Here is a 24,598-nt window from a genome sequence, read left to right on the forward strand (position 1 = left end):
CGGCTGTCCACCCATGCGCCACCGTCACCATCCCTCGCCGGAGCGCACCCCACCTCCCCGAGGAGCCCAGACGTGAAACGACGCAGAACCACCCTGCTCGCCCTTACGGCCCTCCTCGCGGCGGCGCTCACCGCGCTGCCCACGGGCTCGGCCCAGGCCGAGGAGGTCGAACAGGTCAGGAACGGCGCCTTCGACACCACCACCGACCCTTGGTGGACGACGGCCAACGTCACCGCCGCCCTCACCGACGGCCGCCTGTGCGCCGAGATCCCCGGCGGCACCACCAACCGCTGGGACGCCGCCGTCGGCCAGAACGACATCACCCTCGTCAAGGGCGAGTCGTACCGTTTCAGCTTCGCCGCCTCCGGCACCCCCCAGGGCAACGTCCTGCGGGCCATCGTCGGCCTGTCGGTCGCGCCGTACGACACGTACTTCGAAGTGAGCCCGCAGCTGAACGTCTCGGGCGACTCCTACTCGTACACCTTCACCTCGCCCGTCGACACCACACAGGGCCAGGTCGGCTTCCAAGTGGGCGGCAACGCCGCCCCGTTCACCTTCTGCATGGACGACGTGTCGCTGCTCGGCGGGGTGCCGCCGGAGGTGTACGAGCCCGACACCGGGCCCCGGGTGCGCGTCAACCAGGTCGCCTATCTGCCCGCCGGGCCGAAGAACGCGACCCTGGTCACCGACGCCACGTCGAAGCTGCCCTGGCAGGTGAAGAACGCCTCGGGTGCCGTGGTCGCCCACGGGCGGACCACCCCGCGCGGCCTCGACGCCTCCTCCGGGCAGAACGTCCACTCGATCGACTTCGGCGCCTACCGCAAGCGCGGGACCGGCCTCACCCTGGTCGTCGACGGCGAGACCAGCCGCCCGTTCGACATCGATCCGAGCGCCTACGAACGGCTGCGGCACGACTCGCTGAAGTACTACTACACCCAGCGCAGCGGCACCCCGATCAGCGACGAACTGCGCCCCGGCTACGGCCGAGCGGCCGGCCACGTCGACGTGGCACCCAACCAGGGCGATGGGAACGTCCCGTGCCAGCCCGGCGTCTGCGACTACCGGCTGGACGTCACCGGCGGCTGGTACGACGCCGGTGACCACGGCAAGTACGTCGTCAACGGCGGTATCTCCACCTGGGAGGTGCTGAGCACCTACGAGCGCGCCCTGCACGCCCGCACGGGGAAGACCGGGAAGCTCGGTGACGGCTCACTGAACATCCCGGAGAGCGGCAACAGGATCCCCGACCTGCTGGACGAGGTCCGCTGGCAACTGGACTTCATGCTGAAGATGCAGGTGCCGCAGGGGAAGCCGCTCGCCGGCATGGCCCACCACAAGATCCACGACGAGCAGTGGACCGGCCTGCCCCTGATGCCCGCCGCCGACCCGCAGAAGCGTGAACTGCACCCGCCGAGCACCGCGGCCACCCTGAACCTGGCCGCCACCGCCGCCCAGGCGGCCCGTCTGTACCGCCCGTACGACCGCGCCTTCGCCGCCAAGGCACTCGGCGCGGCCCGCACGGCCTGGGCGGCGGCCCTGGAACACCCCGCGATGTACGCCTCCGAGAGCGACGGCATCGGCGGCGGCTCCTACTCCGACAACAACGTCACCGACGAGTTCTACTGGGCGGCCGCCCAGTTGTACCTGACCACCGGTGAGAAGAGGTTCCAGGAGTACGTCCTCACCTCCCCGGTGCACACCGCCGACATCTTCGCGCCCGTCGGCTTCGACTGGGCCCGCACGGCCTCGGCGGGCCGCCTCGACCTGGCGATCGTGCCCAACAGGCTCCCCGGTCGCGACAAGGTCCGTCAGTCCGTGATCAAGGGTGCCGACCGCTATCTGGCCACCTTGAAGGCGCACCCGTACGGCATGCCGTACGCGCCCGACAACAACCTCTACGACTGGGGCTCCAACCACCAGATCCTCAACAACGCGGTCGTCATCGCCACGGCGTACGACATCAGCGGGGCGTCGAAGTACCGCGACGGCGCACTCCAGAGCATGGACTACCTCTTCGGCCGCAACGCCCTGAACATCTCCTACGTCACGGGCTACGGCGAGGTCGACGCCCGCAACCAGCACAGCCGCTGGTACGCCCGTCAACTCGACCCGAACCTGCCCAACCCGCCGGCCGGAACTCTGGCCGGAGGCCCCAACTCGAGCATCCAGGACCCCTACGCGCAGAGCAAACTCCAGGGATGCGTCGGCCAGTTCTGCTACATCGACGACATCCAGTCCTGGTCGACCAACGAACACACGATCAACTGGAACGCGGCGCTGGTACGCATGGCGTCATTCGTCGCGGACCAGATCTGATCGCTCCGTATCCTTGCGTGGCTTCCGCGCGACCGAGTGTGGCCGACGTCCTCCGGGCGTCGGCCACACCGGTTCGGTACCGCACGCAATGGCTCTTGACCTGGGGCTATTTACGAGTAAGTACCCGCGCGGTAACGTTGGCCCATGCCAGCTCTGAATGTGGAGTTCAGCGACCGCGAGCTAGAGGACCTGCGGCAGATAGCCAAGGAGCGCGGTACGTCGATGAAGGCCCTCGTACGTGAGGCGGCCGCGGCCGACATAGTGCGCCACCGGGCGCTCAAGGAGGGCGCGGAGGCCTTCCGTCAGTTCTTCACCGCGCACGCCGACGAGTTCGCCGCCGCCTTCCCGGACGACGAACCCGCCGCCAAGGCGGAAGGACGGGCCGTCTGACCGATGGCACCCGTCATCCACATCGACGTGCCCTGGCTGCTCCAGCGACACGAAGAGGTCATGCCCGAGCAGCCCACCATCAACGACTTCTCGGCGCTCGTCGCGGCCGTCGCCCGGCACCGGGTCGACCCGCCGCGCCTCGGTGTCGACTCCGACCCGGCCTGGCGCGCAGCCGCGCTGCTGCACACCCTCGCGGTACTCAAGCCCCTGCCGGCCGCCAACGCCCGTTTCGCCTGCGCGACGGCCGTGGCCTACATGTTCGTCAGCGGGGCCGGCATCGACCCGCCCTACGGGGCGCTCGTGGACCTCGCCCGCGACCTGATCTCCGGGAAGACGGACGTCTACGGGGCGGCGGACCGGTTGCGGTCCTGGCAGATCTGAACGGGGCGTGAGGGGCCGGAGCCCCCGGGGCCGCCGACCAAGGGCGGGAGGAACGAGGTCGGCGGCCGTTTCGCGCGGGAGAGCCGCCGTTCCGCGCGGGGCCTCTCGGGGCGGCCGTTCCCAGTGAACAACGAACCATCCGCGCACCGGGAGCGTGCGCGGGCCCTCGGGGTGTGCGCACCGTTCACACGGGGAGCTTGAACACTTGAATATTCAGAAACCGGAAGGCTTCGTTCTGCGAAGCGGAATCATTCGTACCGGTCATCTGACCTGCTTTTAGTGATACGGATGTTGCGCAAGTGCCTTGTTAGCCATGAGTAACTTGTGCAAGGGTGAACTACTCGCGCAGGGGCAATGGCCCGGCCGGAAAAGGTCACTTGGTTTTTTCCGGCCGCCGAAGAGCCCAAAAGGCTCAAGGGCGACGGTCATCGTGCGGCTCGGTCCCCGGCCGCTTTCCCGGCGCCCGCCAAAAAGGTACGCACCAATCCAGGGCCCTTTTCGGCGGCCAGAACTCCGTGTGCCATCTTGTGCCTTGGAAGGAACCCGCTCTGTGCACACCCCCCACCCTCCCCGCCCCACTTACGCGCCCGCTCCCGGCCCGGTCCCCGGGGAGTCCGACGAGACTCTCGCCGCCCGGTTGAGAGGCTGGCCGGAAGGTGGCACCGGCGATCCTGTCGCGCTGCTGATGGCGCGGCACTGGCAGCCGACGTACGACTATGCGGTCATCTGCCTCGCCACCGGGTCCGGTGTCGCCTCGATGGTGACCGCCACCGCCTTCCACCGGGTGCTCGACGGGCTGATGCGAGGGGAGTCTGGTGTCGCCCTGCGGCCCCGGCTGCTGGTGGCCGCGCGTGACACCGTCAAGGAGTGGTCCGCGGAAGGGGGCGTCTCCGGAGCGCTGCCTGACCTGCGCAAGCCGGCGGGTGGGCGCGGCATGCGGGCGGCGAAGTCCATGACGCCGGAAAATCGCAAGCTGATCGAGCGCTCTTTCCAGGCGCTCCCGGCGGTCGGCCAGTGCCTGCTGTGGCACACCGAAGTCGAAGCCGAAACGATAACCATACCCACTGGTCTGCTGGGGCTGGACTTCGACAGCGCTGTGGCCACGCTGGAACAGGCACGGGACAAATTCCGGGAGGGCTGTGTCCGCGCCCACAGGGAACTCGCGCCGTCCAAGGATTGCCGCTTCTACAACCGGCTGCTTGACGTGCCGATTCGCCGCGGCGGCGCCCTGCTCCCGGATGTCCAGCAGCATCTGCTGGAGTGCCGTTACTGCCGTTACGCCGCCGAGCAACTCAGCCATTTCGAGGGCGGACTGGGCGGGGTCATCGCCGAGGCCGTACTCGGCTGGGGAGCCCGGCGCTACCTCGACTCCCGGCCCGGGCGGATGCCGCAGAAGGGGAACTCGAGACGCCCGGGGAGCGGCGGCCGCCACCGCCTGCTCTCCCAGATCCCCGCGCCGCGCCGCCGGATCGCGCCCGGAGCGCGCAACCCCAGAGCCCTCATCACCGTCGGCGTCTCCTCCGGAGCACTGATCGCGGCCGTCCTGGGTGCCGTGTTCCTGTCCGACGACGGCAGCGGTGCCGACCCCGCGGCCTCCACCAGCGCCACCGGCGGCGTCGCCACCGCGCCGGACACCGGGAACGAGAGCGCCGGTGACGCCGCCTCGCCCACCCCGCCCACCGCGGCCGGGCGGCCCACGGCACCCCAGCAGACCCGGCTGCGCAACCAGGCCGCCGATCTGTGCCTGGACATCCATGGCGGCAAGGCGGAGAAGGGCGCCTCGGCCGAACTCGCGGTGTGCAACTCCGACTGGACCCAGAAGTGGTCCTACGAGAAGGACGGTCTGCTGCGCAGTGTCGCCAACCCCGAGCTGTGCCTGGACTCGCAGGTAGACGCCGGTGTCGTCGTCCTGGGCACCTGTGCGGACGAGGACACCGGGCGTGGAGACGACGTCCGGTACGACTTCACCGTGCAGGGAGAGGTGCTGCCCCGTTGGGGTGAGGGGCTCGCGTTCGCTCCCGTCACCACGGAGCCCGAGGCGGACATCGTCGTCAAGGCCCGCGACAACTCCGATGTGCAGCGCTGGCTGACCGACGGGACGGCCGCCAGTCCGGAGTCCCTGTCCGTGTCCGGCTCGCAAGCGCCCACGCCCGAGACCGAGGCGGTCTCACAGGAACCGGACGCGGCCTCCCCGGGGCCCGGGGAGGAGAAGGCCGGCTCTCCGGAGCCGGGGGCCTCGCCCGAGGCGGAACAAGGAGGCTCGGTTCTCTCGGTCAGGGACGAGGGGACAGCCGCGGGCACCGGATCGGAAACCGGTGCCGGTGGCGACGCCGGTGCCGACGCCGGGGCCCTGCTGCCCCTGACGACGGCCCAACTCCCGGAGATCCTGCCGAGACTCGGTCTGTAGGGAATCCCCGGAGCCGCGCCCCGGTTCCCCGGGCCCCTGAACCACCGGGCCGCGGGCCGCAAGGCACGGGGCGCAACTCCTGCTTTTTCAGGGGCGGGGGGAACCGCGCGAACAACCACCCACCACCCACCACCCGCACCCGCCGACGCGCCCGCCGACGCACTCGCGCCCGACGAGCTCTCCCGCGTGGCGGGTGACGGGAGTCGGCCTCACTCCGGGACGGGCGCGAGGGCGTCGGGGGTGATCGTGGTGGGCGTGCGGTGGCCCGAGAGGGCGAGTGTGAGGTCGAACTCGGCCAGCAGGCAGCGGATGACGTGCTCGACGCCCGGTCCGCCGTCGAGGGCGAGGCCGTAGACGTACGGCCGACCGACGAGGACGGCGCGGGCGCCGAGCGCGAGGGCCTTGAAGACGTCGTCCCCGGTGCGGATGCCGCTGTCGAAGAGGACGGTCAGCCGGTCGCCGACCGCGCGGGCGACACGGGGCAGCGCGTCGGCGGCTCCGACACCGCCGGCCACCTGCCGGCCCCCGTGGTTGGACACGATCACGCCGTCCATCCCGGCGTCCGCGGCGAGCCGGGCGTCGTCGGGGTGCAGGACACCCTTGAGCACGATCGGCCCGTCCCAGTGTTCGCGCAGGAACGCCAGGTCGGGCCATGTCTTGCCGGGATCCCCGAACATGCCTGCGAAGTGCAGCACGGCGGCGTTCGGATCCTCGTGCACCGGCTTGGCGAGACCGGCCTGGAACGCCGGGTCGGTGAAGTAGTTGGCGGTGCCGACACCGTGCAGGAACGGCAGATACGCCCGCTCCAGGTCGCGTGGCCGCCAGCCGAGCAACGGGGTGTCGAGGGTGACGACGAGCACCGAGTAGCCGGAGGCCGCGGCCCGTCGCAGGAAGCTCCGGGTGACCTCGCGGTCCTTCGCCCAGTAGAGCTGGAACCAGCGCTCCCCGTCGCCCAGCACCTCCGCGATCCGCTCCATGGGCGTGCTGGAGGCCGAGGACAGGATGTACGGCACGCCCTGCGCGGCGGCGGCCCGCGCGGCGGCGGATTCCGCCTCCGGGTGCACGATCGACAGCACACCCACCGGCGCGAGGGTCACGGGCGCGGGCAGCGTCCGGCCCAACACCTCGACCGACAGATCGCGTTCACTCACGTCCCGCAGCAGCCGCGGCACGATCCGGTGACGCTCCAGGGCCGCCCGGTTGGCGCGGACGGTGCTGCCGTCGCCGGCGCCGCCCGCCACATACCCGACCGGACCGGCCCCGAGCCGATGCTCGGCCAGCTCCTCCAAACGGGTCAGATCCGTGGGCAGCCGTGGCACGGCCCCGCCCATCCCGCCCAGATAGATCTCGTACTGGAAGTCCGCCCAGTGCTTCGCCATCGGCCCGTCCCGTCCCTCGTCGTCGAGAACGCCCACGTCGCCGACGATCCTGGCGAGCCGACAGGACGGCGTCCACCGTCGTGCACGGACGACAGCCGCACGAACCTGCCGGGGGTCGAAGCGGAATGTTTCAGGCCGATTGCTCAGCCGTGGAGATCCGGCCAATCATGATCGCAAGACGATCGAGAACCGCTCAGAATCGGGGTTCGCATGGTCGACTTCCGTGACTTCGAGCCACTGATTCAACACTCAAAGTTACCGAAACCTGTGGGGTCGATGTGTGTTCCGGCGTTCGACCCGGCAGACTCGCGCTCGCCGATCCGGCACCGTCCGGGCAGGCTTCGTACACACGACACATGTGGCGGGGCCGTCCGGGCACTCCTGCAGAGCGGAAGGATGCACACCATGCCGAAGACCGCGCGCTGGGCAGCGACTCTCACCCTGACGGCCACCGCCGTCTGCGGTCCCCTCACGGGCTCCGCCCTCGCCGCCCCCGAGCCCACCGCGTCCGGGCTGTACGCCCCCTCGGCCCTGGTTCTGACCGTGGGCCACGGGGAGACCGCGGCCGCCGTCACCCCCGAGCGCGCGGTCACCCTGACCTGCTCGCCGAGGCCCGCCGGCACGCATCCGGCGCCCGTGGACGCCTGTGCCGAACTGCGCGGGAGCGGCGGGGACTTCGACGCCCTGGCCGGCAGTGCCGGGGCGATGTGCAGCAAGCAGTACGACCCCGTGGTCGTCACCGTCCAGGGCGTGTGGCAGGGCAAGCGCGTCGCGTACGAACGGACCTTCGCCAACCAGTGTCTGAAGGACTCCGCCGCGAGCGTCCTGTACGCCTTCTAGTCGTCGCGCCGCACGGGACGAGGCCGCATCGCGGCCGTGAGACCGGGGTTGCGTGGCCCCGCGAGTGATGAGCGAGGGCCCGTGGCTGGGGAGCGCGAGCCCTGTCGCGGAGTGTCACGCGATCCCCGTCCGGGGGTCGGCCGAGCGGAGTGGGGCCGCCGGCCGTCCCCCGGCATCACCTGCCGGTCGTTCTCGGCCCGTCACTCGGGGGTGACGGTCCAGCGGCCGACCTCCTGGTGGCCGGAGTCGTACAGGGGCTGGCCGTCCCCGGGGCGGATCTCGCAGTGCCGGAGGTTGCCGCCCCAGTACCGCAGAATGCGCTCCAACTCCTGGACGGTCTTGCCCTCGTCCCAGTCTGTGCCGTCCAGGTCGACCTCGAGAAGGAACTTCACTTCGCGCGTCTCCACTTCCGTGTCGCTCGGATGCCGTGCCGGTGTCGTCCGGAACGGTGTGTGCCTGCCGCGGGTTCTTCAATCGTTTCATTGAACTGCTACTCGGCGCTTGGCCGTTGCGGTGGTGGGGGCGACCGGGGCGGCGGTGACGACGGAAGTCGTGGGGGCGGCGAGGGCGACGCGGGCGGCGCGGGAGGGAGGCGCGGCAGCGGCGGAAAACGGCGCAGCAGTCGGGCGGCGCGCAGGAGTTGACGCATCCGGAGCTGGTCGGAGACGAGACGGAGCCGACCGCCGCGCGCCCTGGCCGTCGCCTCCGCCCGGCACAGCACGCGCAGGCCCGAGCAGTCGAAGAAGGTGACACGGCGCAGGTCGACCAGCACGTCCGGCTCGGCGCCCCCGGTGGCGGCGGCCGTCAGATGCTCGGCCACGAAGCCCGCCGACGCCATGTCGATCTCTCCCGAGACTTCGACCACGGTGAACGGGCCGATCCGACGGGTGCGGGCGTACGGGTTCTCCGCCGCGAGCCCGGGGCCGGTGGCCGCGCCCTCGGGCGGAGGGGCGGTACGGTCATGACCTTCCGGAGGCATGGCGGCTCCACCTTGTCAGGGGTAGGGCGCGTTCGATCCCGGTAGCTACCCCGGCACGGGCCGGGCCATCCCTTATCCCAGCGCGCGCAAGATCTACAGCACTCGAAAAGGTGAATTCTCGTGCTGGGTATTGACATTGCCAGGCGGTGGAGGGGCTCACTTCACGCATCGGGTGGCCGACCGGGTCGCCTTCCGCAACGGATCCACCTCGGCCGGCGCCGGCCATCTCCATGACCGGCGCCGGCGCCTGCGTACGCACAGGGGTGCGGGGCACACCCCCTAGTCGTGGTGTGACTCCTCCTGTGCCTGCTCGTTGGGTGTGATCGCGTCGCCCGCCTCGCCCCGGCGGCGGCGCTGCTTCTCGGAATCGGTGACGCGGGTCTCGGCCTCCTCCGCCTCGCGCAGGACCTCGTCCAGGGCCGTGTCGGGCCTGTCCTTTCCGCCGTGCTGGTTCCTCTTGTCACGGTGGGTCAACGGGTGCTCCTTCCTGTAAGTCAGCTCGCGGGCGCGGCGAGGCGCAGCGGTACGGCGCCCGCCGCGCCCGAACCGCCCGGCCCGGTGTCCTCGATCTCCTGGGTCACCTTCGACCACCACGCGGGGCCGTCCTCGATGTGCCGCAGCAGCACACCTTCGCGGATGGCCCAGGGGCAGATCGTCACGGCTTTCAGGCCGGCGAGCTTCATCGTGGTGTGCCCGACCAGCGCCCCGGCGAGGCTCTGCCTGGCACGGGGCGCGGAGATGCCCGGCAGGGTGGACCGCTCGGCCGCCGGGAGGGCGGCGAGACGGGTGATCGCACGCCCCAGCTCCTCGCGCCTCAACTCCCGGTCGGCGAAGGGCCCGCGGCGGCCCGGCGCGGATCCGCACAGCCTGGAGAGCTGCTGGAAGGTGCGCGAGGTGGCGACGGCGGTTCGCGGCCCCTCCCAGCGGATGCGCGCGGAGGCGTCCCGTAGCTGATGGCGCACCTTGCGCCGCAGTGCCTTGATGCTCTCCGGCGACGGAGGGTCCTGCTCGTGGAAGAACTCGTGCGTCAGCCGGTTGGCGCCCAGCGGCAGTGAGGCCACGAAGTCCGGCAGCCGGCCCCGCCCGAAGGCCACCTCCAGCGAACCGCCCCCGATGTCCAGCATCGCGAGTGGACCCGACCGCCAGCCCATCCAGCGCCGCGCCGCGAGGAAGGTGAGCTCCGCCTCCACCTCACCGGGCAGGGTGCAGATCGGTATCCCCGTCTGGGCGCGTACGGCACGCAGCACGTCCCGGCAGTTCGGCGCGGAGCGCACCACGGCGGTCGCGAAGGCCAGCGGGGTCGACGCCCCCCAGCGCTCCGCCGTGCGCGCCGCCGCCGCGACCGCGTCGCACAACCGCCGTACCGCATCGTCGGGCACCTCGCCGCCGTGGGTCACCTGCTCCGACAGCCGCAGACGCCACTTGGCGGTGTGCACCGGCAGGGGTACACCGCCCTCGGCGTCCGCCACCACGAGCCGTACGGTGTTCGATCCCACATCCACCACGCTCATCCGCATGACCGACGGAGTACCCGGTAACGGCCTCAACACGCGTGTCCCGTACGGCGGCTGGTGGCGCACGGTCATGTACCGGCCGCCCGGGCGATCCGCTCACCCGCCGGCCGAGGGCGACCGATCACCCCTGATCACAATGATCAGAGTTATTGCATATGATGTGCAGGTGCATGGCTATGACATCAGGGTGGCAGGGCCCGGCGACCTCGACGGCGCCCGCGCGGTGATGCTCGACACCGTCTACCGCGACTTCGGCAGCGGCTACGTGCCACGCTGGCACGGCGACATCATCGATCTGCGGGGCGCGTACCTCGCGTCCGAGCGGCATGTGCTCCTGGTGGCGGTCGACAGCCGGGACGGCGCGGTCGTCGCCACCGGGGCCCTGGACTCCCGAGGTCCCGCCCATCCGCCCAACCCTCTGTGGCTGGCGGAGCGTTACCCGTCCGGCACGACCGCCCAGTTGCGCCGTGTGTATGTCAGCACCGAGCACCGCAGGCGCGGACTGGCCCGGCGGCTGGTCGCCGCGCTGCTCGACTTCGCGGTGGCTGACGGCGGCTATCGCTCCGTCTATCTGCACACCGACCCCGCGGTGCCCGGCGCCGAGGCCTTCTGGCTCTCCCGGGCCGTCGTGGTGTGTGACGAGCGCGAGGAGACGGGGGAGCGGGTCGTGCACTTCGAGATCCCGGTGCCCGCGCTCACCGGCGACCTGGTCAGCTAGATGGAAATGATTGTCATGTAGGCTGCGTCCCCGTCCTGTCCCGTCCCCGTCCTGTCCCGTCCTGCCCTGCCGGCCGTCCCGAACCGATTGCCCCACCGGTCGTGCACCCGCCCCCACAAGGAACCAAGGACCATGCGCTCTCCCCGCCGCCGCCGCGTCGTCGCCGGCCTGCTCCTCGCCCCCGTGCTGACCGGCTGCTTCGCCTCCGGCGGCGGTGCCGCCGACGACGACTCCGCCGACGGCCCCCGGCTGCGCGTGGCGCTCGCCTTCCCGCCCGCCGAGAACTTCTCCCCCTACGGCGCCGACGCCACCCTCCTCAGCCGCCTCGGTGTCACCGAGGGCCTCACCAGGCTGGACGCCAACGGCGCCGCCGCCCCCGCGCTCGCCGAGTCCTGGACGCGCGAGAACGACCGGAACTGGCTCTTCACCTTGCGGGAGGCCGGCTTCCAGGACGGCACCGAGGTCACCCCGGCCACCGTCGCCGCAGCCCTCACCCATGCCACCGAGGCCGAACCGGTCACCGCCGCCCTGTCCGGCATCACCCTCACCGCGAAGGCGAGCGGGGACCGTCAGGTGCGCGTCACCACGAAGGACCCGGACCCCGTCCTGCCCCTCCGGCTCACCAGTCCCGGCCTCGCGATCCTCTCCGCCAAGGCCTACGGCGGCAAGCGCGTGAACCCGGTCGGCACCGCCACCGGCCCCTTCGAGGTCACCGAGGTCAGCGGCACCACCGCGGCCACCCTGGACCGCTTCGACGACTACTGGGGCGGTCGCGCACAGGCGAGCGGCGTCGACGCCAGGTTCATAGCCGACGGCGCCGCCCGCACCAACGCCCTGCGCACCGACCAGGTCGACATCGCCGAGGCCGTCCCCGTGTCCCAGGCGTCCACCCTGGACAAGGCCACCCGGCGGGAGACGGCCACCACCCGCACCACCAGCCTCCTCCTCAACACCAGGAGCGGCGCCTTCGAGGATCCGAAGCTCAGGGCCGCCGCCCGCGAGGCCGTCGACGGCTCCGTCCTCGCCGAGGACGTGTACGAGGGGCACGCCGACGCCGGCGCCGGCGTCTTCGGGCCCGCCGTCACCTGGGCCGCCGGAAGGCGTGTCGAACCGTCCGGGCGCGCGAAGGCCGCCGACCCCGACGGCACCTCGGTGACCATCGCCACCTACGACAACCGGCCCGAACTGCCCGAGGTCGCCCAGGTGCTCCAACAGCAGCTCCAGAAGGCCGGATTCAAGGTGAAGCTGGAAGTCCGCGAGTACTCCCGCCTTGAGAGCGACGCCCTCGCCGGCAAGTTCGACGCGTTCGTCGGCGCCCGTAACTCCCTGCTCGACACGGGCGACCCCGTCTCCATCCTCGCCAGCGACTTCACCTGCGACGGCAGCTACAACCTCGCCCTGCTGTGCGACAAGAAGGTCGACCGGGCCGTCACCGCCGCCGCGAAGGAGTCCGACACGGCCGAGCGGCAGCAGGCGGCCATGAAGGCCGAGGCGGCGATCCTCGCCACCGACGCCGCCGTGCCGCTCGTCCACCAGCGGATCATCACCGGCGTCGGCGGCTCGGTGCGGGGCGTGATCCTCGACCCGTACGAGCGCACCCTGGTCGGAACGGGGACCCGGCGCTGATACGGGTACTCTGGCGCGCCCTGCTCGCCGCCGTCCTGCTGTGCGGCATCGGCCTGCTGCCCTGGCTGTCACGCACCGACCCGGCGCTCACGGTCCTCAAGGCACGCTCCGCCGAACGCGACCCGACGCCGGAGGTGCTGGCGGCCGTAAGGGACGAACTCCGCCTCGACACGGGCCCGTTCAGGATCCTGGGGGAGTGGTTCGGCGGGCTGGCGCACGGTGACGCGGGCCGCTCGTGGATCTCCGGCGCCGAGGTCACCCCGTCCGTCGTCCAGGCCCTCGGTGTGTCCCTGCTGCTGATGGCCGCCGCGCTCGTCGTCGCCGCGACGACGGCCGCCGCGGTCTGCGCCCGCACCCTGTGGCTCGGCGCGCACCGCCGCCTCGACGAACGGCGCGGCGGGGGCAGCGCGGCCGCGATGCTCGCCGCGCTGCCGGAGTTCCTCACCGCCTCGGTGCTCGCCGTCGTCGTCGGCGTGCACCTCGGCTGGCTGCCCGCGCTCGGCTGGTACGGGCCGCAGTGGATGGTGCTGCCCGCCCTCGCCCTCGGTCTGCCCGCCGGCGCGCTCCTCGGCCGGATGCTCGACGACCTGCTGCCCGGCGCCTTCGCCGAACCCTGGGCCCTGGCCGCCGCCGCACGCGGCATACCCGGGCGGGCCACAGCCCGCCAGGCCGTCCGCCGGTGCGTACCCGGACTGCTGCCCAACATCGGACTGTTCGTGGTCGGCCTCACCGGCGGCGCCGTCACCGTCGAGCAGGTCTTCGACATACCCGGCCTCGGCCGCACCACCCTCCAGGCCGCCGTCGCCCAGGATCTCCCCGTCCTCCAGGCCGGCACCCTCGCGCTCGTCCTCCTTGCCGCCGTCGTCGGCGCCCTCGCCCGCCTCGCCGCCCCCCTCCTCATCGGCCCGGCCCTCCGCGACGGCGCGCTCCACTCCCTGCACCGCCCCGGGCCGCCCGCACCACGCCGTACCCCTCTGCTCTACGGCACCCTGCTCATCGGCGTCGTCGTGGTCGGCCTGACCCGCGACCCGCTCGCCCTGGACACCGGCGCACGGCTCCAACCCCCTTCCTTGGGGCATCCGTTGGGAACCGACGCGCTCGGCCGCGACCTCCTCGCCCGGATCGGCCACGGCGCGTTCACCACCCTCGCCCTGGCTGTCGCGATCAGCGTGGCCGCGCTGCTGACCGGCGTGCTGCTCGGGCTGCTGCCCCGCCTCTCGGGACCCCTCGTCGACACCGTCAACGCCGTACCGGCTGTCCTCGCGGGCCTGCTGGTCGCCGGGGTCGCCGGGAGCGGAGCGGCGACGCCCGCGCTGGCCGTCGCCGCCGTCGCCTGGGTGCCGCTCGCGGCGCACACCACTGCCCTCCTCGAACAGGAGCGGGCCACGACGCACATCACGGCGACCAAGGGGCTGGGCGCGGGCGGCGTGTACCTGCTCCGCAGCGAACTGCTCCCGGCCGTCCTGCCGCCCGTCGCCCGCCATGCCCTCCTCCGGCTGCCCGGTGTGGCCCTCGCCCTGACCTCTCTGGGCTTCCTCGGCCTCGGCGCACAGCCCCCGGGCCCCGAATGGGGCCTCCTCCTCGCCGAGAACCAGCCGTACGCGGAACGCGCACCCTGGACCGTCCTCGCCCCCGCCACCGCACTCGCCCTGCTGGGCGCGCTGGCGGTCACGGCGGCCGGCGGGGTGCGGTTGCCGCGCCGCCCGTTCGCCGGGGCGGTACGCGGGCCGAAGCCGGCCGCTGCCACGACCGTCGGAGACACCGGATGACCGAGCACCTCGGCAGCGACCGAGCGGGCGCCCTCGTCGGAGGGGGCGACATGCGCCGCGAACGGGAGGCGGGCGGCGAGCGCGGCGGCGAAGGGACAAGTGGTGAGTGACGTGTCGGAGAGGCAGACGGTGGGCGAGGTGGCCGAACAGCGGTGGGCGAACGGGACGTCGGAGAAGCCAGTGGTGCCCGGGGAGCGGGCCTCGGGTGACGCATCCGGAGTGGGCGTGGGCCAAGGCTCCGGGGACAAGGCCTCCCGTCGCGGCACCTGGGCGAGGCTCAACCCCCTGCTCCGGCTGCTGATCCTCACCCAACTCGCCTTCAACGTCGGCTTCTTCGCCGTGCTGCCGTTCCTCGCCGAGCACCTCGGTACGGCCATGGGCATGGCCGGCTGGATGATCGGCTTCGTGCTCGGGCTGCGGACCTTCAGCCAGCAGGGCCTGTTCGTGGTGGGCGGTGCGCTGGCCGACCGCTACGGTGTGCGGCCGGTGGTGCTGGCGGGGTGCGTGCTGCGGATCGCAGGCTTCGCGTGGCTCGGGCACGCGGACGCGGACTGGTCGGTCATCGGCTCGGTGCTCCTGATCGGTTTCGCCGCCGCGCTGTTCTCCCCGGCCGTCGAGTCCGAAGTGGCCCGGCAGGCGGTGGCCTGGGAGGAGTCGGGCAACGGACCCCGTACGAGCATCCTCGCCCTGTTCACGGTGGCGGGCCAGGCCGGGGCGTTCGTCGGACCGCTCATCGGGGCGCTGTTGCTCGCCGCCGACTTCCGGGTGGTGTGCCTCGCGGGCGCCGGCGTCTTCGTGCTCGTCCTCGCCGGGCACGTCTGGCTGCTGCCGCAGCACATCCCGGGACGTCGGCGCGTCGAGATGAAGGGCGGCGCCGGCGGCCTGCTGCGCAACCGCCGGTTCCTGGCGCTGTGCTGCGCGTACGGGGCGTATCTCCTGGCCTACAACCAGCTCTACCTCCTGCTTCCCGACGAGGTGGAGCGCGCCACGGGCTCACAGACCGCGCTGGCCTGGCTGTTCGGGCTGTCCTCGCTGCTCGTCGTCACCGCGCAGCTGCCGGTGACACGCTGGGCCGCGGGCCGGCTCGACCCGCGTGGGTCCATGGCGGGCGGGTTGTCGCTGATCGCCGCCGGGTTCCTGGTGGTGGCCGTGGCGCGGCCGGCCGCGTGGACGGGGTACGCAGGGTTGCTGCCCGCCGCCGGTTTCGTCGTGCTCCTGACCCTGGGGCAGATGCTCGTCGCCCCGGCCGCCCGCGCCTGGGTGCCCGATCTCGCCGCCGAGGGGCGGCTCGGGCTCTACACCGGGGCGTTGTCCTCCGTCTCCGGGCTGATCGTCCTTCTCGGGAGCGCCGGCACCGGTTCCCTCATGGACGCCGGGTTGCCGGCGGCCGTGCCGTGGCTCGTCCTCGCCGCGATCCCGCTCGCGTCGATCCCCCTGATCCCCCGCACCGACGATCGGGCCCGCCACTAGGGTGTCTCGCGATAGTCCCGTCTGCCGCCCGAGGCCTGCCACGCACCCTCGCCGCACCGGGACACGCCCCAACGGTTCGCGTCATCCTTCGTAGTCCCGGGGCGGTGGGACGTCCTTGAGGAACAGCAGGGCGTCGCTGCCCGCCAGGTGGGTCGGGTCGAGTGGGGAGTAGCCGAACCAGGGGGACACGCGTGGTTCGCGGTGTGTGTCGTCGAGGGCCGCGGCCAGTCGGGGGGCGTCGATGAGGCAGCGGTCCTCCGGGAGCGCGTACAGGAGTCCTTCGACGGTGTCCGGCGGCGGTGTGGTCACCCCGTGGTGCCGGATCGTGCCGAGGGCCGTGGCCACGAAGGCGTACCGCTCGCCGAGGCGGGCGCTCACCAGCGCGCCGGCGCTCCACCACTCCACCGGCCCCTCCCACGTCCGCATCGAGCTCTTCTCCCGCTGGAGATGGGCGTTGTGGGCGTGGACCAGCGCCGGCCCCCGGGAGGCGACGGCGAGGAGATTGTGGGCCATCATCCGGTCCCGCACACCCAGCAGCCGGGTCATGCGGGCCGGTGACGTATCGGCCATCCAGTGGTGGTAGCGCAGCAGACCGGTGGCGGTGCGCCCGTACAGGCGCGCCCGGTCCCAGTCGTCCGGCGTGGTCGCCGTGATCAGGTGCGGCATCTGTTCGTCGAGCAGGGCCACGAGATCGTCGGCGAGCAGTCGCAGCCGGGAGGCCTCGGGCGACCGCCCCACGGACCGGGCCGGGTCCGTCATCGCGGCCTCGTCGGTCCACCGGTCGTCGGCGCCGAGCAGACGGTCCAGCGTTTCGGCGGTGCAGGGGAGGAGGCGCGCGTCCACCTGGGCCGAGAGGTAGCCGTGGAGCGCGGTGAGGGCCTGTCGGGGGCTCGCGGCGCCGGTGATCTCCAGCGGCCCGTCGAAACCGGCGAAGCGAACCCGCTCTGACACGGGCCGGCCGTCGTTGTACGCCCGCATCCAGCGCACGAGTTCGCGGTTGGCGGCGGACGCGCCCCACCCGTGACTGAACCCGCGCTCCATGACCTCGTCGAGGGTGCCCGTGCCCGAGGAGACGTGGTCGTCCACGACCAGGCCCATCAGACAGTCGCTCTCGATCGCGATCGTCCGGTAGCCCTCCCGCTCCACGAGCTGCCGGAAGAGCTCGTTGCGCAGCTCGAGCAACGTGTCCTCGCCGTGGGTGGGCTCGCCCAGGGCGAGCAGTCGGGGCCGGTCGCCGAGCAGCCCCATGAGGGCGGCGGCGTCCACGGCATGGATGGTTTCCTTGATGTCGGTAGCCATGGCCTCAACGGTATCGTTGAACTTTCCGTTGAAACTTCGGCGCGATATCGGCAGGACCATGAGGAAGAACCTTCAAAGCGGTCAGCGACTCAGGCCGGTCGACCTGGCGCGCGGGCACGGTCTGTCCGCGCAGGCGGTCAGGAACTACGAGGAGGCCGGCATCCTTCCGGTGGCCGAGCGCACGCCTCATGGCTACCGCGTCTACACCTCGCTGCACACGGTGGCCCTGCGCGCGTTCCTCGCCCTGGTGCCCGGCCACGGTCACCGGACGGCGACATCGATCATGCGGGCGGTGAACGAGGGTGCGACCGACGAGGCGTTCCGCCTCATCGACGAGAGCCACGCCCAACTCCTCGACGACCGCCGCACCCTCCAGGCCGTGGAGAGCGCCCTGCGGGACCTCGGGCCGATCGAGGCGTCCGAGCCCGGAACGCGGCACGAGCCGGCCGTGGGGTCCGCGCCCGGCGGCACGTTCATCGGGCCGCTGGCGGGCAAGCTCGGCATCCGGCCCGCGACCCTGCGTAAATGGGAGCGGGCCGGCCTGGTGCGTCCCCTCCGCGACCCGCTGACCGGCTACCGCGTCTACGACGAGGCCGCCGTACGGGACGCTCGGCTGACCCACCAACTCAGGCGCGGAGGGTACCTGCTGGAGCGGATCGCACCACTGATCGCCCAGGTGCGGGAGGCCGGCGGGCTGGAGCCGCTGGAGACCGTACTGCGCGACTGGCACGGCCGACTGTCCGCCCGAGGGCGGGCGATGCTGACCGGGGCCGCCGAACTGGAGGGGTACCTGCGCGAACGCGGACAGGCAGGGGAGCCGCCCGCCGACGAAACCACGAGGGTTCCCTAGGCCATCTGACGGCGGACCAGTTCGTGCAGGCGGCCGCCGGTGTTCGCCAGGAGCTGCTCCGGCGGCCCCGCCTCCGCGACCTTGCCGTCCTCCATGACCACCACCCGGTCGGCGTCCATGACCGTGGACAGGCGGTGGGCGATGACGACGCGCGTGGCGTTGAGGGCGCGGGTGCTCTCGATGACCGTGCGCTGGGTCTCGTTGTCGAGCGCGCTGGTGGCCTCGTCGAAGAAGAGGATCCGGGGGCGGCGGATCAGGGCCTGGGCGATCATCAGGCGTTGGCGCTGGCCGCCCGAGATCGCTCCGTTGCCCTGGACGATGGTGTGCAGGCCCATCGGCATGCGCTTGATGTCCTCGGCGAGGCCCGCCATCTCGGCCGCCGCCATCGCCTCCTCGGGCGTGAACGGCTCGGTGCCGCAGATGACGTCCAGGATGGAGCCGGTGAACGGCTGGGCGTGCTGGAGGACGACACCGCACTGCCGGCGTACGGCGGACCGGTCCAGGGCGCCCAGGTCCTGACCGTCGTACAGGACGCTCCCGGAGACCGGCTTGTCGAAGCCGATGAGCAGACGCAGCAGCGTCGACTTACCGCAGCCGCTGGGCCCCACGATCGCCACGAACTCACCCGGCTCGACGGAGAACGACACGTCGTCCAGCACCAGCGGGCCGTCGTCCGCGTAACGGAAGGAGAGGCGGCGCGCCTCGATCGCCCCCGACAGCACTCCCGGGCGCGTGCTCGCCGTGCGGACCTCCGGGGTCGCCTCCAGCACCGGTTTGATCTCCTCGAACAACGGCAGCACCGCCACCGCCGAGACGAACGCGCCCGTCAGCTGGGTGACCGAGGTCAGGAGCATCGTCACCGACGTGTTGAAGGTCAGGAACTCCGCCGCCGACATCGAGCCGCGTGCCGGGCCGGCCAGCAGCATGAACATCAGCAGGGTGCACAGGGGCAGATACACCGCGCCCAGCACCGTGTTGAGGTTCTTGATGCCGCCGACCTTCCGCTGCAGCTCCCGACTGCGCGCGAACTCGCCCGCCCAGGCCGCGTACGCGTAGTTCTCGGCGGCCGCCACCCGGAGCTTCGGCAGGCCCCGCAGGGTCTGGAAGGCCTGGTTGTTCAGCTTGTTACTCAGGACGACCAGACGACGCTGCCAGCGGACCTGCCACAGGCCGAGGCCGAGGAAGACGGCGGCGACGACCACCAGCATGCCGATCGCCGCCAGGGCCATCGGCACGCTGTACCAGAGCAGCAGCGCCAGGTTCACCGCACCGACGGTCACCGACTGGACGACCACCGGGCCGACGCCCGCCAGGGTGCGGCGGATCGCGCTGATGCCCATGGCCGCGCTGGCCAGTTCACCGGTCGAGCGGGAGGCGAAGAACTTGGTGGGCAGCCGCAACAGACGGTCCCAGACCGCCGGTTGGAGGGTGGCCTCGATACGGCCCTCCAGACGGAGGATCGTCAGGTTCTGCAGCAGCAGGAACGCCGCCGACACCACGCTCGCGAGCATGATCGCAAGACAGACCCGCACGATCAGGTCCTCCTGCGCCTTCGGCACGTACTCGCCGAGGATCTTGCCCGTCGCGATGGGCACGAGAGAGCCCAGCACGACCGTCACCAGGCCGCTGAGCAGCAGACCCGTCATGTCGCCGCCGGTGCCGTGGAGGCTGAAGCGCATCAGGCGCACCGGGGTGAGCACCCGTTCGGGCAGGGGCCGGTAGAACATCACGGCACGCGGCTCGAACTCCGCCGCGTTCGCCTTCTCGATCGGCGTCTCCCGACCGGACGACGGCTGCACGGCCACATAACCGCCGCGCCGCCACAGCAACGCCACCGGCGCGCCCGACAGGGCCCGGTGCCCGAGCAGCGGGCCCACGTTCTCCCGCCACCAGCTCCCGGTGAGGCGTACGGCGCGCACGCGGACCCGGGAGGCGAGCGCGACGCGCTCCACCGGGTCGAGCCGGTCGCTCTCGGTGCCGCTCTGCGCGGGTTCGGACAGGGCGATCCCGGCCGCCCGGGCGACGAGCCGGCAGGCCGCGTACGTGGCGTCCGCGTCGGCGGCCGTCGTACGCCGGTTCGCGGAGGACTTGCCGATGGAGGCGAGGAGCGTGCGGTCGGCCTGGGCACGAACGGCCTCGCCGGCCTTGATCCCGGCGGCCGTACGGTCCTCGTGGGTGCGCTCGAGCTGCTCGATCCAGCGGTCCAGCGTGGCGAGCAGCCGGTACTGCTGGTCGACCATGCTCTGCCAGACCCCCGGGTCCATCAGCAGGTCGGCCGCCGCCTCCGCGCCGTACAACGAGCCGTACTGGACACTGCCGGGCGGCACCTGCATCCAGAACACGTCGTCGTCGGTGGGCGCGGCGGCCTGCTCGTCGGCCATCGGCGCCTGGAAGAGGATGGACAGTCCACGCCCCACGCCCAGCGCGAGGGCGTACTCCAGCGGGCTCGTCCGCGGCGGAACCAGTTGGGGGTTGCCCCAGGCGTCGTACGACCAGGTCTCGGTGTCCACCCGCTGGTACAGCTCACGCAGCCCGATGCGCCGGACCACGCAGTCGCGCAGCGGACGCGCCACCAGGGTGTGCTGGGGCCCGGCGACCGGCCCGAGCAGGAGCGAGCCCGCTTCGAGACGGCCCAGATGGTGCCAGTGACCCTGCTGGACGGCGTCCACCGCGAACAGGTCCAGGGCGCCGGAGGCCACCAGCCACAGGGTCTGCGGGCCTTCGAGGTCGAGACGGGTGTGGCCGGAGCAGTCGAGGGGCGTGCCCATGGCACCGAGCGCACCGAGGACGAGGTCGCCCTCCACGGGTACCGACGTCATCTCAACGCTCCCTGACCAGCCGGGCGTACACGCCCCCGTGTGCCACCAGCTCCTCGTGCCGGCCGCGCTCCACGATCGTGCCGTGCTCCAGGACGACGATCTCGTCGCTGTCGCGGACCGTGCTGAGCCGGTGGGCGATCACCACACAGGCGCAGCCGCGCTTGCGCAGGTTGTCCATGACGACCAGCTCGGTCTCCGCGTCGAGCGCGCTGGTCACCTCGTCGAGGACGAGGATGCTGGGCCTGCGTACCAACGCCCGCGCGATCTCCAGGCGTTGGCGCTGACCGCCGGAGAAGTTCCGTCCGTCCTGCTCGACCCTGCTGTCGATACCGCCGGGCCGGCGCGTCACCACGTCGTACAGGGCGGCGTCCCGCAGCGCCTCCACCACGGCCTCGTCCGGGATGGACGGGTCCCACAGGGCCACGTTGTCGCGGACCGTGCCCTCGAAGAGGAAGACCTCCTGGTCGACGAAGGAGACCGAGGCGGCCAGTGCTCCCCTGGGGATGTCCTCCAGCCGCTGCCCGTCGATACGGATCACGCCTTCCCAGGGGGCGTACAGCCCCGAGATCAGCCGGGACACGGTCGACTTGCCGCTGCCGGAACCGCCGACCAGTGCCACCTGCCGGCCGGGGCCCACCGTGAGGTCGAAGCCGGTGAGCAGGGGCTTGTCCAGGGGGCTGTAACCGAAGGTGATGTTCTCCAGTTCGACGTGGCCGTGCAGCCGACGAGTGGACTCGGCGGCGTCCGGGCGGGCGTACAGCGGGTCGGCCTGGAAGTTCTCGACGTCCTTGAGCCGGGCCACGTCGGCCGCGAAGTCCTGGATGCGGCCCGCGACGCCGTTGAGGCGGGTGATCGGCGCGGTGAACCGGGTGACCAGGGCCTGGAAGGCGACCAGCAGGCCAACGGATATATGGCCCTCGACCGCGCGCATCCCACCGATCCAGAGGATCAGCGCGCTGTTGAGCGTCGCGAGGGTCGGGGCGACGACACCCAGCCAGGCGCTCGGCACCCCGAGCCGCTGCTGCTCCTCCAGCGTGGTGGCGTGCTGCCCCGCCCACTTGCGGAAGTAGCCCTCCTCGCCGCCGGTCGCCTTCATCGTCTCGATGAGCTGCAGGCCCGTGTACGCCGTGTTGGTCAGCCGGGCGTTGTCGGCCCGCAGCTTGGCCGTCCGGGTCGCGCGCAGCCGGATCACCACCCGCATCGCCACCACGTTCAGCAGCGCCACCGCGATGCCCACGAAGGTGAGCTGTGGGTCGTAGGTGTAGAGGAGGACGGCGTAGAGGACGACCACGACCGCGTCCACACCGGCGGCGGCGAGATCGCGGGCCAGGGTCTCGGCGACCGCGTCGTTGGACTGGAGCCGCTGGACCAGGTCGGCGGGGCTGCGCTGGGAGAAGAAGGTGACCGGGAGCCGCAGGAGGTGCCGCAGGAAGCGGGCGCTGGACAGGGTCGAGGAGATCAGACGGCCGCGCAGCAGGTTGGCCTGCTGCAGCCAGGTCAGCAGGATCGTGAGCAGTACGCACGCGCCCATCGACGCGAACAGCACACCCAGCAGGGAGGTTTGGCCGCCGATCAGGAACATGTCGATGTAGGTGCGGCTCAGCGCGGGGACCGCCGCGCCGACCGCCACGAGGAGCAGGCTCGCCAGAACCGCGGCCGGCAGCGTGCCGGCGGTGCCGCGCATCCGGGCGGGCATGGCGCCGAGCACACCGGGCCTGCGGCCGCCCTTCTGGAAGCCGTCGCCCGGTTCCATGACGAGGACGACTCCGGTGAAGCTGGAGTCGAAGTCCTCCATCGGCACGAACCGGCGCCCCTTGCCGGGGTCGTTGATGTGGACGCCACGCCGGCCTAGGTGGCGCCCCATGCCGTCGTAGACGACGTAGTGGTTGAACTCCCAGAAGAGGATGGCCGGTGCCCTCACCTCGGCGAGGGCGGCCACGTCCATCTGCATGCCCTTGGCGGTCAGGCCGTAACCGCGGGCCGCCTTCAGGAGGTTGCTCGCGCGCGAGCCGTCCCGGGAGACGCCGCAGGCGATCCGCAGCTCCTCCAGCGGGATGTGCCGCCCGTAGTGGCCGAGGACCATGGCGAGTGAGGCGGCGCCGCACTCGACGGCCTCCATCTGCAGCACGGTCGGTGTGCGGACGGTCCTGTGCCTGCCCTTGGGCACGGGGCGTCTCCGCGGGGCGGCCTTGCGTCTGCCGCGCGCGGGTGGCCGCGCGGTGCCCTGGGGTGCGGTCATGGGAGCAGCCGATCGATGGAGGAGGTCACGGGAGCAGCCAATCGATCGGGCGTTCGTCGGCCATCCTGATCGAACCGGTGGCCATGGTCATGGAGGTCAGCTCGAACGGCGGCCCGTCCTTGGAGGACCACTTGTAGCCCGACTCGGTCGACGCCTCACGGTCCAGCCGTACGGTGACGGCCACCGGCCGGCCCTTCTTGGTGAACTGCTCGCCGAGCTGGCTGTCACCGAGGAACGCGCCGATCGACTGGGGGGTCTGCGCGGTGCGGTCCACGCTTCGCACGTGGCCGCGCAGCACGCCGTACCGCTCGGTGGGCGCCGACTGGACGGTCAGGTCCACCCGGGCGTTCTCCGGGATCGAGGCGGCGTTCTCGGCGGGGACGTACACCGTCGCGTACAACGGGTCGTCGGCGCCGGAGACCTTCTCGACGGCCGCGACATCGGCGCCGCTCCGGATGATCTGGCCGATCGTGGCGGCGAGCGCGGAGACCCGGCCGGCCGCGACGGACCGTACGACGGTCTCGCCGTCGGCGGTGGCGACCTTGAGCACGGGGGACCTGGCGGGCAGCCGCTCGCCCTGCTTCGCGAGGACGGCGGTGACCTGGCCGGCGACCGGGCTCTGCAAGATGTAACTGCCCTGGCCGTGGGTGAGGACGGCGGGTGCGCTGACCGTGGACGTGACGGAGCCGGTGACGGCCCACACGGACGCGGCGGCCATGGCGACGACCGTAACGGACAGCACCAGCCAGCCCTGGGGGCGGGCGAAGCGCACCGGCAGGTCGAGTTCCTCCGGTGACTGGAGCTTGGCGAGGGCCTGCTGGCGGAACTGCACGGGACTTCCCTCACCTGCGCGGGTGGAGACGGAGGACGTTCGGGGCACCCGAGAGTCCCGGAACCGGTCAGGCGGTTCCGGGACTCAGCGGCGCTAGGGCTCGATCAACGAGTCGATCAGAGACCGGCGACCAGGCTCGTGACCGGGGCGGTGTTCAGACCGGTCGCACCCTCGACGGTCTCGACGACCGTGCCGGCCAGACCGGAAACCGGGGCAACGCCGTCCACCAGGCCCGTGACGGTGCCGACGGCGTTGACCGACAGGCCACCGGAGACGGCGTCGAGGGCGGCGTCGGAGATCTCGGCGGTCTCGACCTGGGGGGTGGAGTTCATGTTGGAACTTCCCTTCGTATAGCTATTCATAAGGGGGGAGCGGCCCCCTTCTGGGGACAGAACGACGGCCGCGCACGCGGGTGCCCAGTTCTCGTTTCCGAGAGCCCGGAAGCCCCTGCGGTGCGATGGATCAAAGCAGATCGCCGACGCCCACTTCCAATCAACCGGGGCTCCCACCAGCGCACTTGGTGACGATGAGGGCTCATCCGTGCAGGATCGGGCACGCCTTGGGGGCAGCTTCTTCACACGGATCCCGGCATCGTCATACGCCATTCATTGCCTGCCGGGAAACGAAATGGACAGTCCGCCTCAAAGGCGCGACAGGCCGGGAACCGGTGTGCAGATCCCTCACCCGCCGTGACTTCGCTGGGCATTCGGTGTGGAGATTCCCTGAAGCCGGTTTTCGCGCCGGAGACACCAACAGATCGCTACCGGCCG

General features: G+C 71.7%; 20 protein-coding genes. 10 read left to right on the forward strand and 10 right to left on the reverse strand.

Annotated features, from left to right (window positions below; genetic code table 11):
* Positions 1-72 precede the first annotated feature (72 nt).
* From ACFY9I_RS18870 to ACFY9I_RS18885, 4 genes are all read left to right on the forward strand, one after another.
* Positions 73-2,316: a glycoside hydrolase family 9 protein gene (locus ACFY9I_RS18870; protein WP_391002938.1), complete on the forward strand. Its 2,244-nt coding sequence runs from the start codon at positions 73-75 to the stop codon at positions 2,314-2,316.
* Between the two features lie 144 nt (positions 2,317-2,460).
* Positions 2,461-2,706 (forward strand): hypothetical protein, encoded by a 246-nt coding sequence (locus ACFY9I_RS18875; protein WP_391002939.1) that lies wholly within the window; start codon positions 2,461-2,463, stop codon positions 2,704-2,706.
* A 3-nt stretch (positions 2,707-2,709) separates the two neighbouring features.
* Entirely contained in the window at positions 2,710-3,087 is a 378-nt protein-coding gene (locus tag ACFY9I_RS18880) for a toxin Doc (protein ID WP_391002940.1), read from the forward strand.
* Between the two features lie 550 nt (positions 3,088-3,637).
* Positions 3,638-5,494 (forward strand): ricin-type beta-trefoil lectin domain protein, encoded by a 1,857-nt coding sequence (locus tag ACFY9I_RS18885; protein WP_391002941.1) that lies wholly within the window; start codon positions 3,638-3,640, stop codon positions 5,492-5,494.
* A 209-nt stretch (positions 5,495-5,703) separates the two neighbouring features.
* Here the strand turns inward: ACFY9I_RS18885 and ACFY9I_RS18890 are convergent, their stop codons facing one another.
* Positions 5,704-6,873, reverse strand: coding sequence for an alpha-hydroxy-acid oxidizing protein (locus ACFY9I_RS18890; RefSeq protein WP_391003198.1), 1,170 nt, complete (start codon positions 6,871-6,873; stop codon positions 5,704-5,706).
* 405 nt (positions 6,874-7,278) lie between these two features.
* Between ACFY9I_RS18890 and ACFY9I_RS18895 the strand changes: the two genes are divergently transcribed.
* Positions 7,279-7,713: a protease inhibitor gene (locus ACFY9I_RS18895; RefSeq protein ID WP_391002942.1), complete on the forward strand. Its 435-nt coding sequence runs from the start codon at positions 7,279-7,281 to the stop codon at positions 7,711-7,713.
* A 200-nt stretch (positions 7,714-7,913) separates the two neighbouring features.
* Here ACFY9I_RS18895 and ACFY9I_RS18900 read toward each other — a convergent pair whose 3' ends face one another.
* The 4 genes from ACFY9I_RS18900 to ACFY9I_RS18915 all read right to left on the reverse strand — a co-directional run bounded on the left by ACFY9I_RS18900 (position 7,914) and on the right by ACFY9I_RS18915 (position 10,209).
* Positions 7,914-8,105 (reverse strand): hypothetical protein, encoded by a 192-nt coding sequence (locus tag ACFY9I_RS18900; RefSeq protein WP_391002943.1) that lies wholly within the window; start codon positions 8,103-8,105, stop codon positions 7,914-7,916.
* A 98-nt stretch (positions 8,106-8,203) separates the two neighbouring features.
* A complete protein-coding gene (locus ACFY9I_RS18905; protein WP_391002945.1) occupies positions 8,204-8,692 on the reverse strand; it encodes an anti-sigma factor antagonist in 489 nt (162 codons plus the stop codon).
* A gap of 279 nt (positions 8,693-8,971) precedes the next feature.
* A complete protein-coding gene (locus ACFY9I_RS18910; protein WP_391002947.1) occupies positions 8,972-9,166 on the reverse strand; it encodes a hypothetical protein in 195 nt (64 codons plus the stop codon).
* Positions 9,167-9,186: 20 nt separating this feature from the next.
* Positions 9,187-10,209 carry a Ppx/GppA family phosphatase gene (locus tag ACFY9I_RS18915; RefSeq protein ID WP_391002949.1) on the reverse strand — a complete coding sequence of 341 codons (1,023 nt, stop codon included), beginning with the start codon at positions 10,207-10,209 and terminating at the stop codon, positions 9,187-9,189.
* A gap of 163 nt (positions 10,210-10,372) precedes the next feature.
* On the opposite strand from ACFY9I_RS18915, the gene ACFY9I_RS18920 reads away from it, so the two are divergent.
* The 4 genes from ACFY9I_RS18920 (at position 10,373) to ACFY9I_RS18935 (ending at position 15,789) form a co-directional block, all read left to right on the forward strand.
* On the forward strand, positions 10,373-10,924 hold the full coding sequence (locus ACFY9I_RS18920; protein ID WP_391002951.1) for a GNAT family N-acetyltransferase: 552 nt from the start codon (positions 10,373-10,375) through the stop codon (positions 10,922-10,924).
* A 132-nt stretch (positions 10,925-11,056) separates the two neighbouring features.
* A complete protein-coding gene (locus ACFY9I_RS18925) occupies positions 11,057-12,550 on the forward strand; it encodes an ABC transporter substrate-binding protein (RefSeq protein WP_391002953.1) in 1,494 nt (497 codons plus the stop codon).
* Positions 12,551-12,849: 299 nt separating this feature from the next.
* Positions 12,850-14,319: an ABC transporter permease subunit gene (locus tag ACFY9I_RS18930; protein ID WP_391003200.1), complete on the forward strand. Its 1,470-nt coding sequence runs from the start codon at positions 12,850-12,852 to the stop codon at positions 14,317-14,319.
* A 225-nt stretch (positions 14,320-14,544) separates the two neighbouring features.
* Entirely contained in the window at positions 14,545-15,789 is a 1,245-nt protein-coding gene (locus tag ACFY9I_RS18935; RefSeq protein WP_391003202.1) for an MFS transporter, read from the forward strand.
* Between the two features lie 81 nt (positions 15,790-15,870).
* Here ACFY9I_RS18935 and ACFY9I_RS18940 read toward each other — a convergent pair whose 3' ends face one another.
* Positions 15,871-17,088 carry an erythromycin esterase family protein gene (locus ACFY9I_RS18940; protein ID WP_391002954.1) on the reverse strand — a complete coding sequence of 406 codons (1,218 nt, stop codon included), beginning with the start codon at positions 17,086-17,088 and terminating at the stop codon, positions 15,871-15,873.
* Positions 17,089-17,146: 58 nt separating this feature from the next.
* Here ACFY9I_RS18940 and ACFY9I_RS18945 point away from each other — a divergent pair, with 58 nt between their 5' ends.
* Positions 17,147-17,938 (forward strand): MerR family DNA-binding transcriptional regulator, encoded by a 792-nt coding sequence (locus tag ACFY9I_RS18945; RefSeq protein WP_391002956.1) that lies wholly within the window; start codon positions 17,147-17,149, stop codon positions 17,936-17,938.
* Here the strand turns inward: ACFY9I_RS18945 and ACFY9I_RS18950 are convergent.
* From ACFY9I_RS18950 to ACFY9I_RS18965, 4 genes are all read right to left on the reverse strand, one after another.
* On the reverse strand, positions 17,935-20,757 hold the full coding sequence (locus ACFY9I_RS18950; RefSeq protein ID WP_391002958.1) for an NHLP bacteriocin export ABC transporter permease/ATPase subunit: 2,823 nt from the start codon (positions 20,755-20,757) through the stop codon (positions 17,935-17,937). The genes ACFY9I_RS18945 and ACFY9I_RS18950 overlap by 4 nt on opposite strands.
* 1 nt (position 20,758) lies before the next feature.
* On the reverse strand, positions 20,759-22,996 hold the full coding sequence (locus ACFY9I_RS18955; RefSeq protein WP_391002960.1) for an NHLP family bacteriocin export ABC transporter peptidase/permease/ATPase subunit: 2,238 nt from the start codon (positions 22,994-22,996) through the stop codon (positions 20,759-20,761).
* 25 nt (positions 22,997-23,021) lie between these two features.
* Positions 23,022-23,828 (reverse strand): HlyD family efflux transporter periplasmic adaptor subunit, encoded by an 807-nt coding sequence (locus ACFY9I_RS18960; RefSeq protein ID WP_391002961.1) that lies wholly within the window; start codon positions 23,826-23,828, stop codon positions 23,022-23,024.
* A 116-nt stretch (positions 23,829-23,944) separates the two neighbouring features.
* Positions 23,945-24,160 (reverse strand): type A2 lantipeptide, encoded by a 216-nt coding sequence (locus ACFY9I_RS18965; protein ID WP_391002963.1) that lies wholly within the window; start codon positions 24,158-24,160, stop codon positions 23,945-23,947.
* Positions 24,161-24,598: the final 438 nt, after the last annotated feature.

The organism is Streptomyces sp. NPDC012510, assembly GCF_042955065.1.
Classification (GTDB): domain Bacteria; phylum Actinomycetota; class Actinomycetes; order Streptomycetales; family Streptomycetaceae; genus Streptomyces.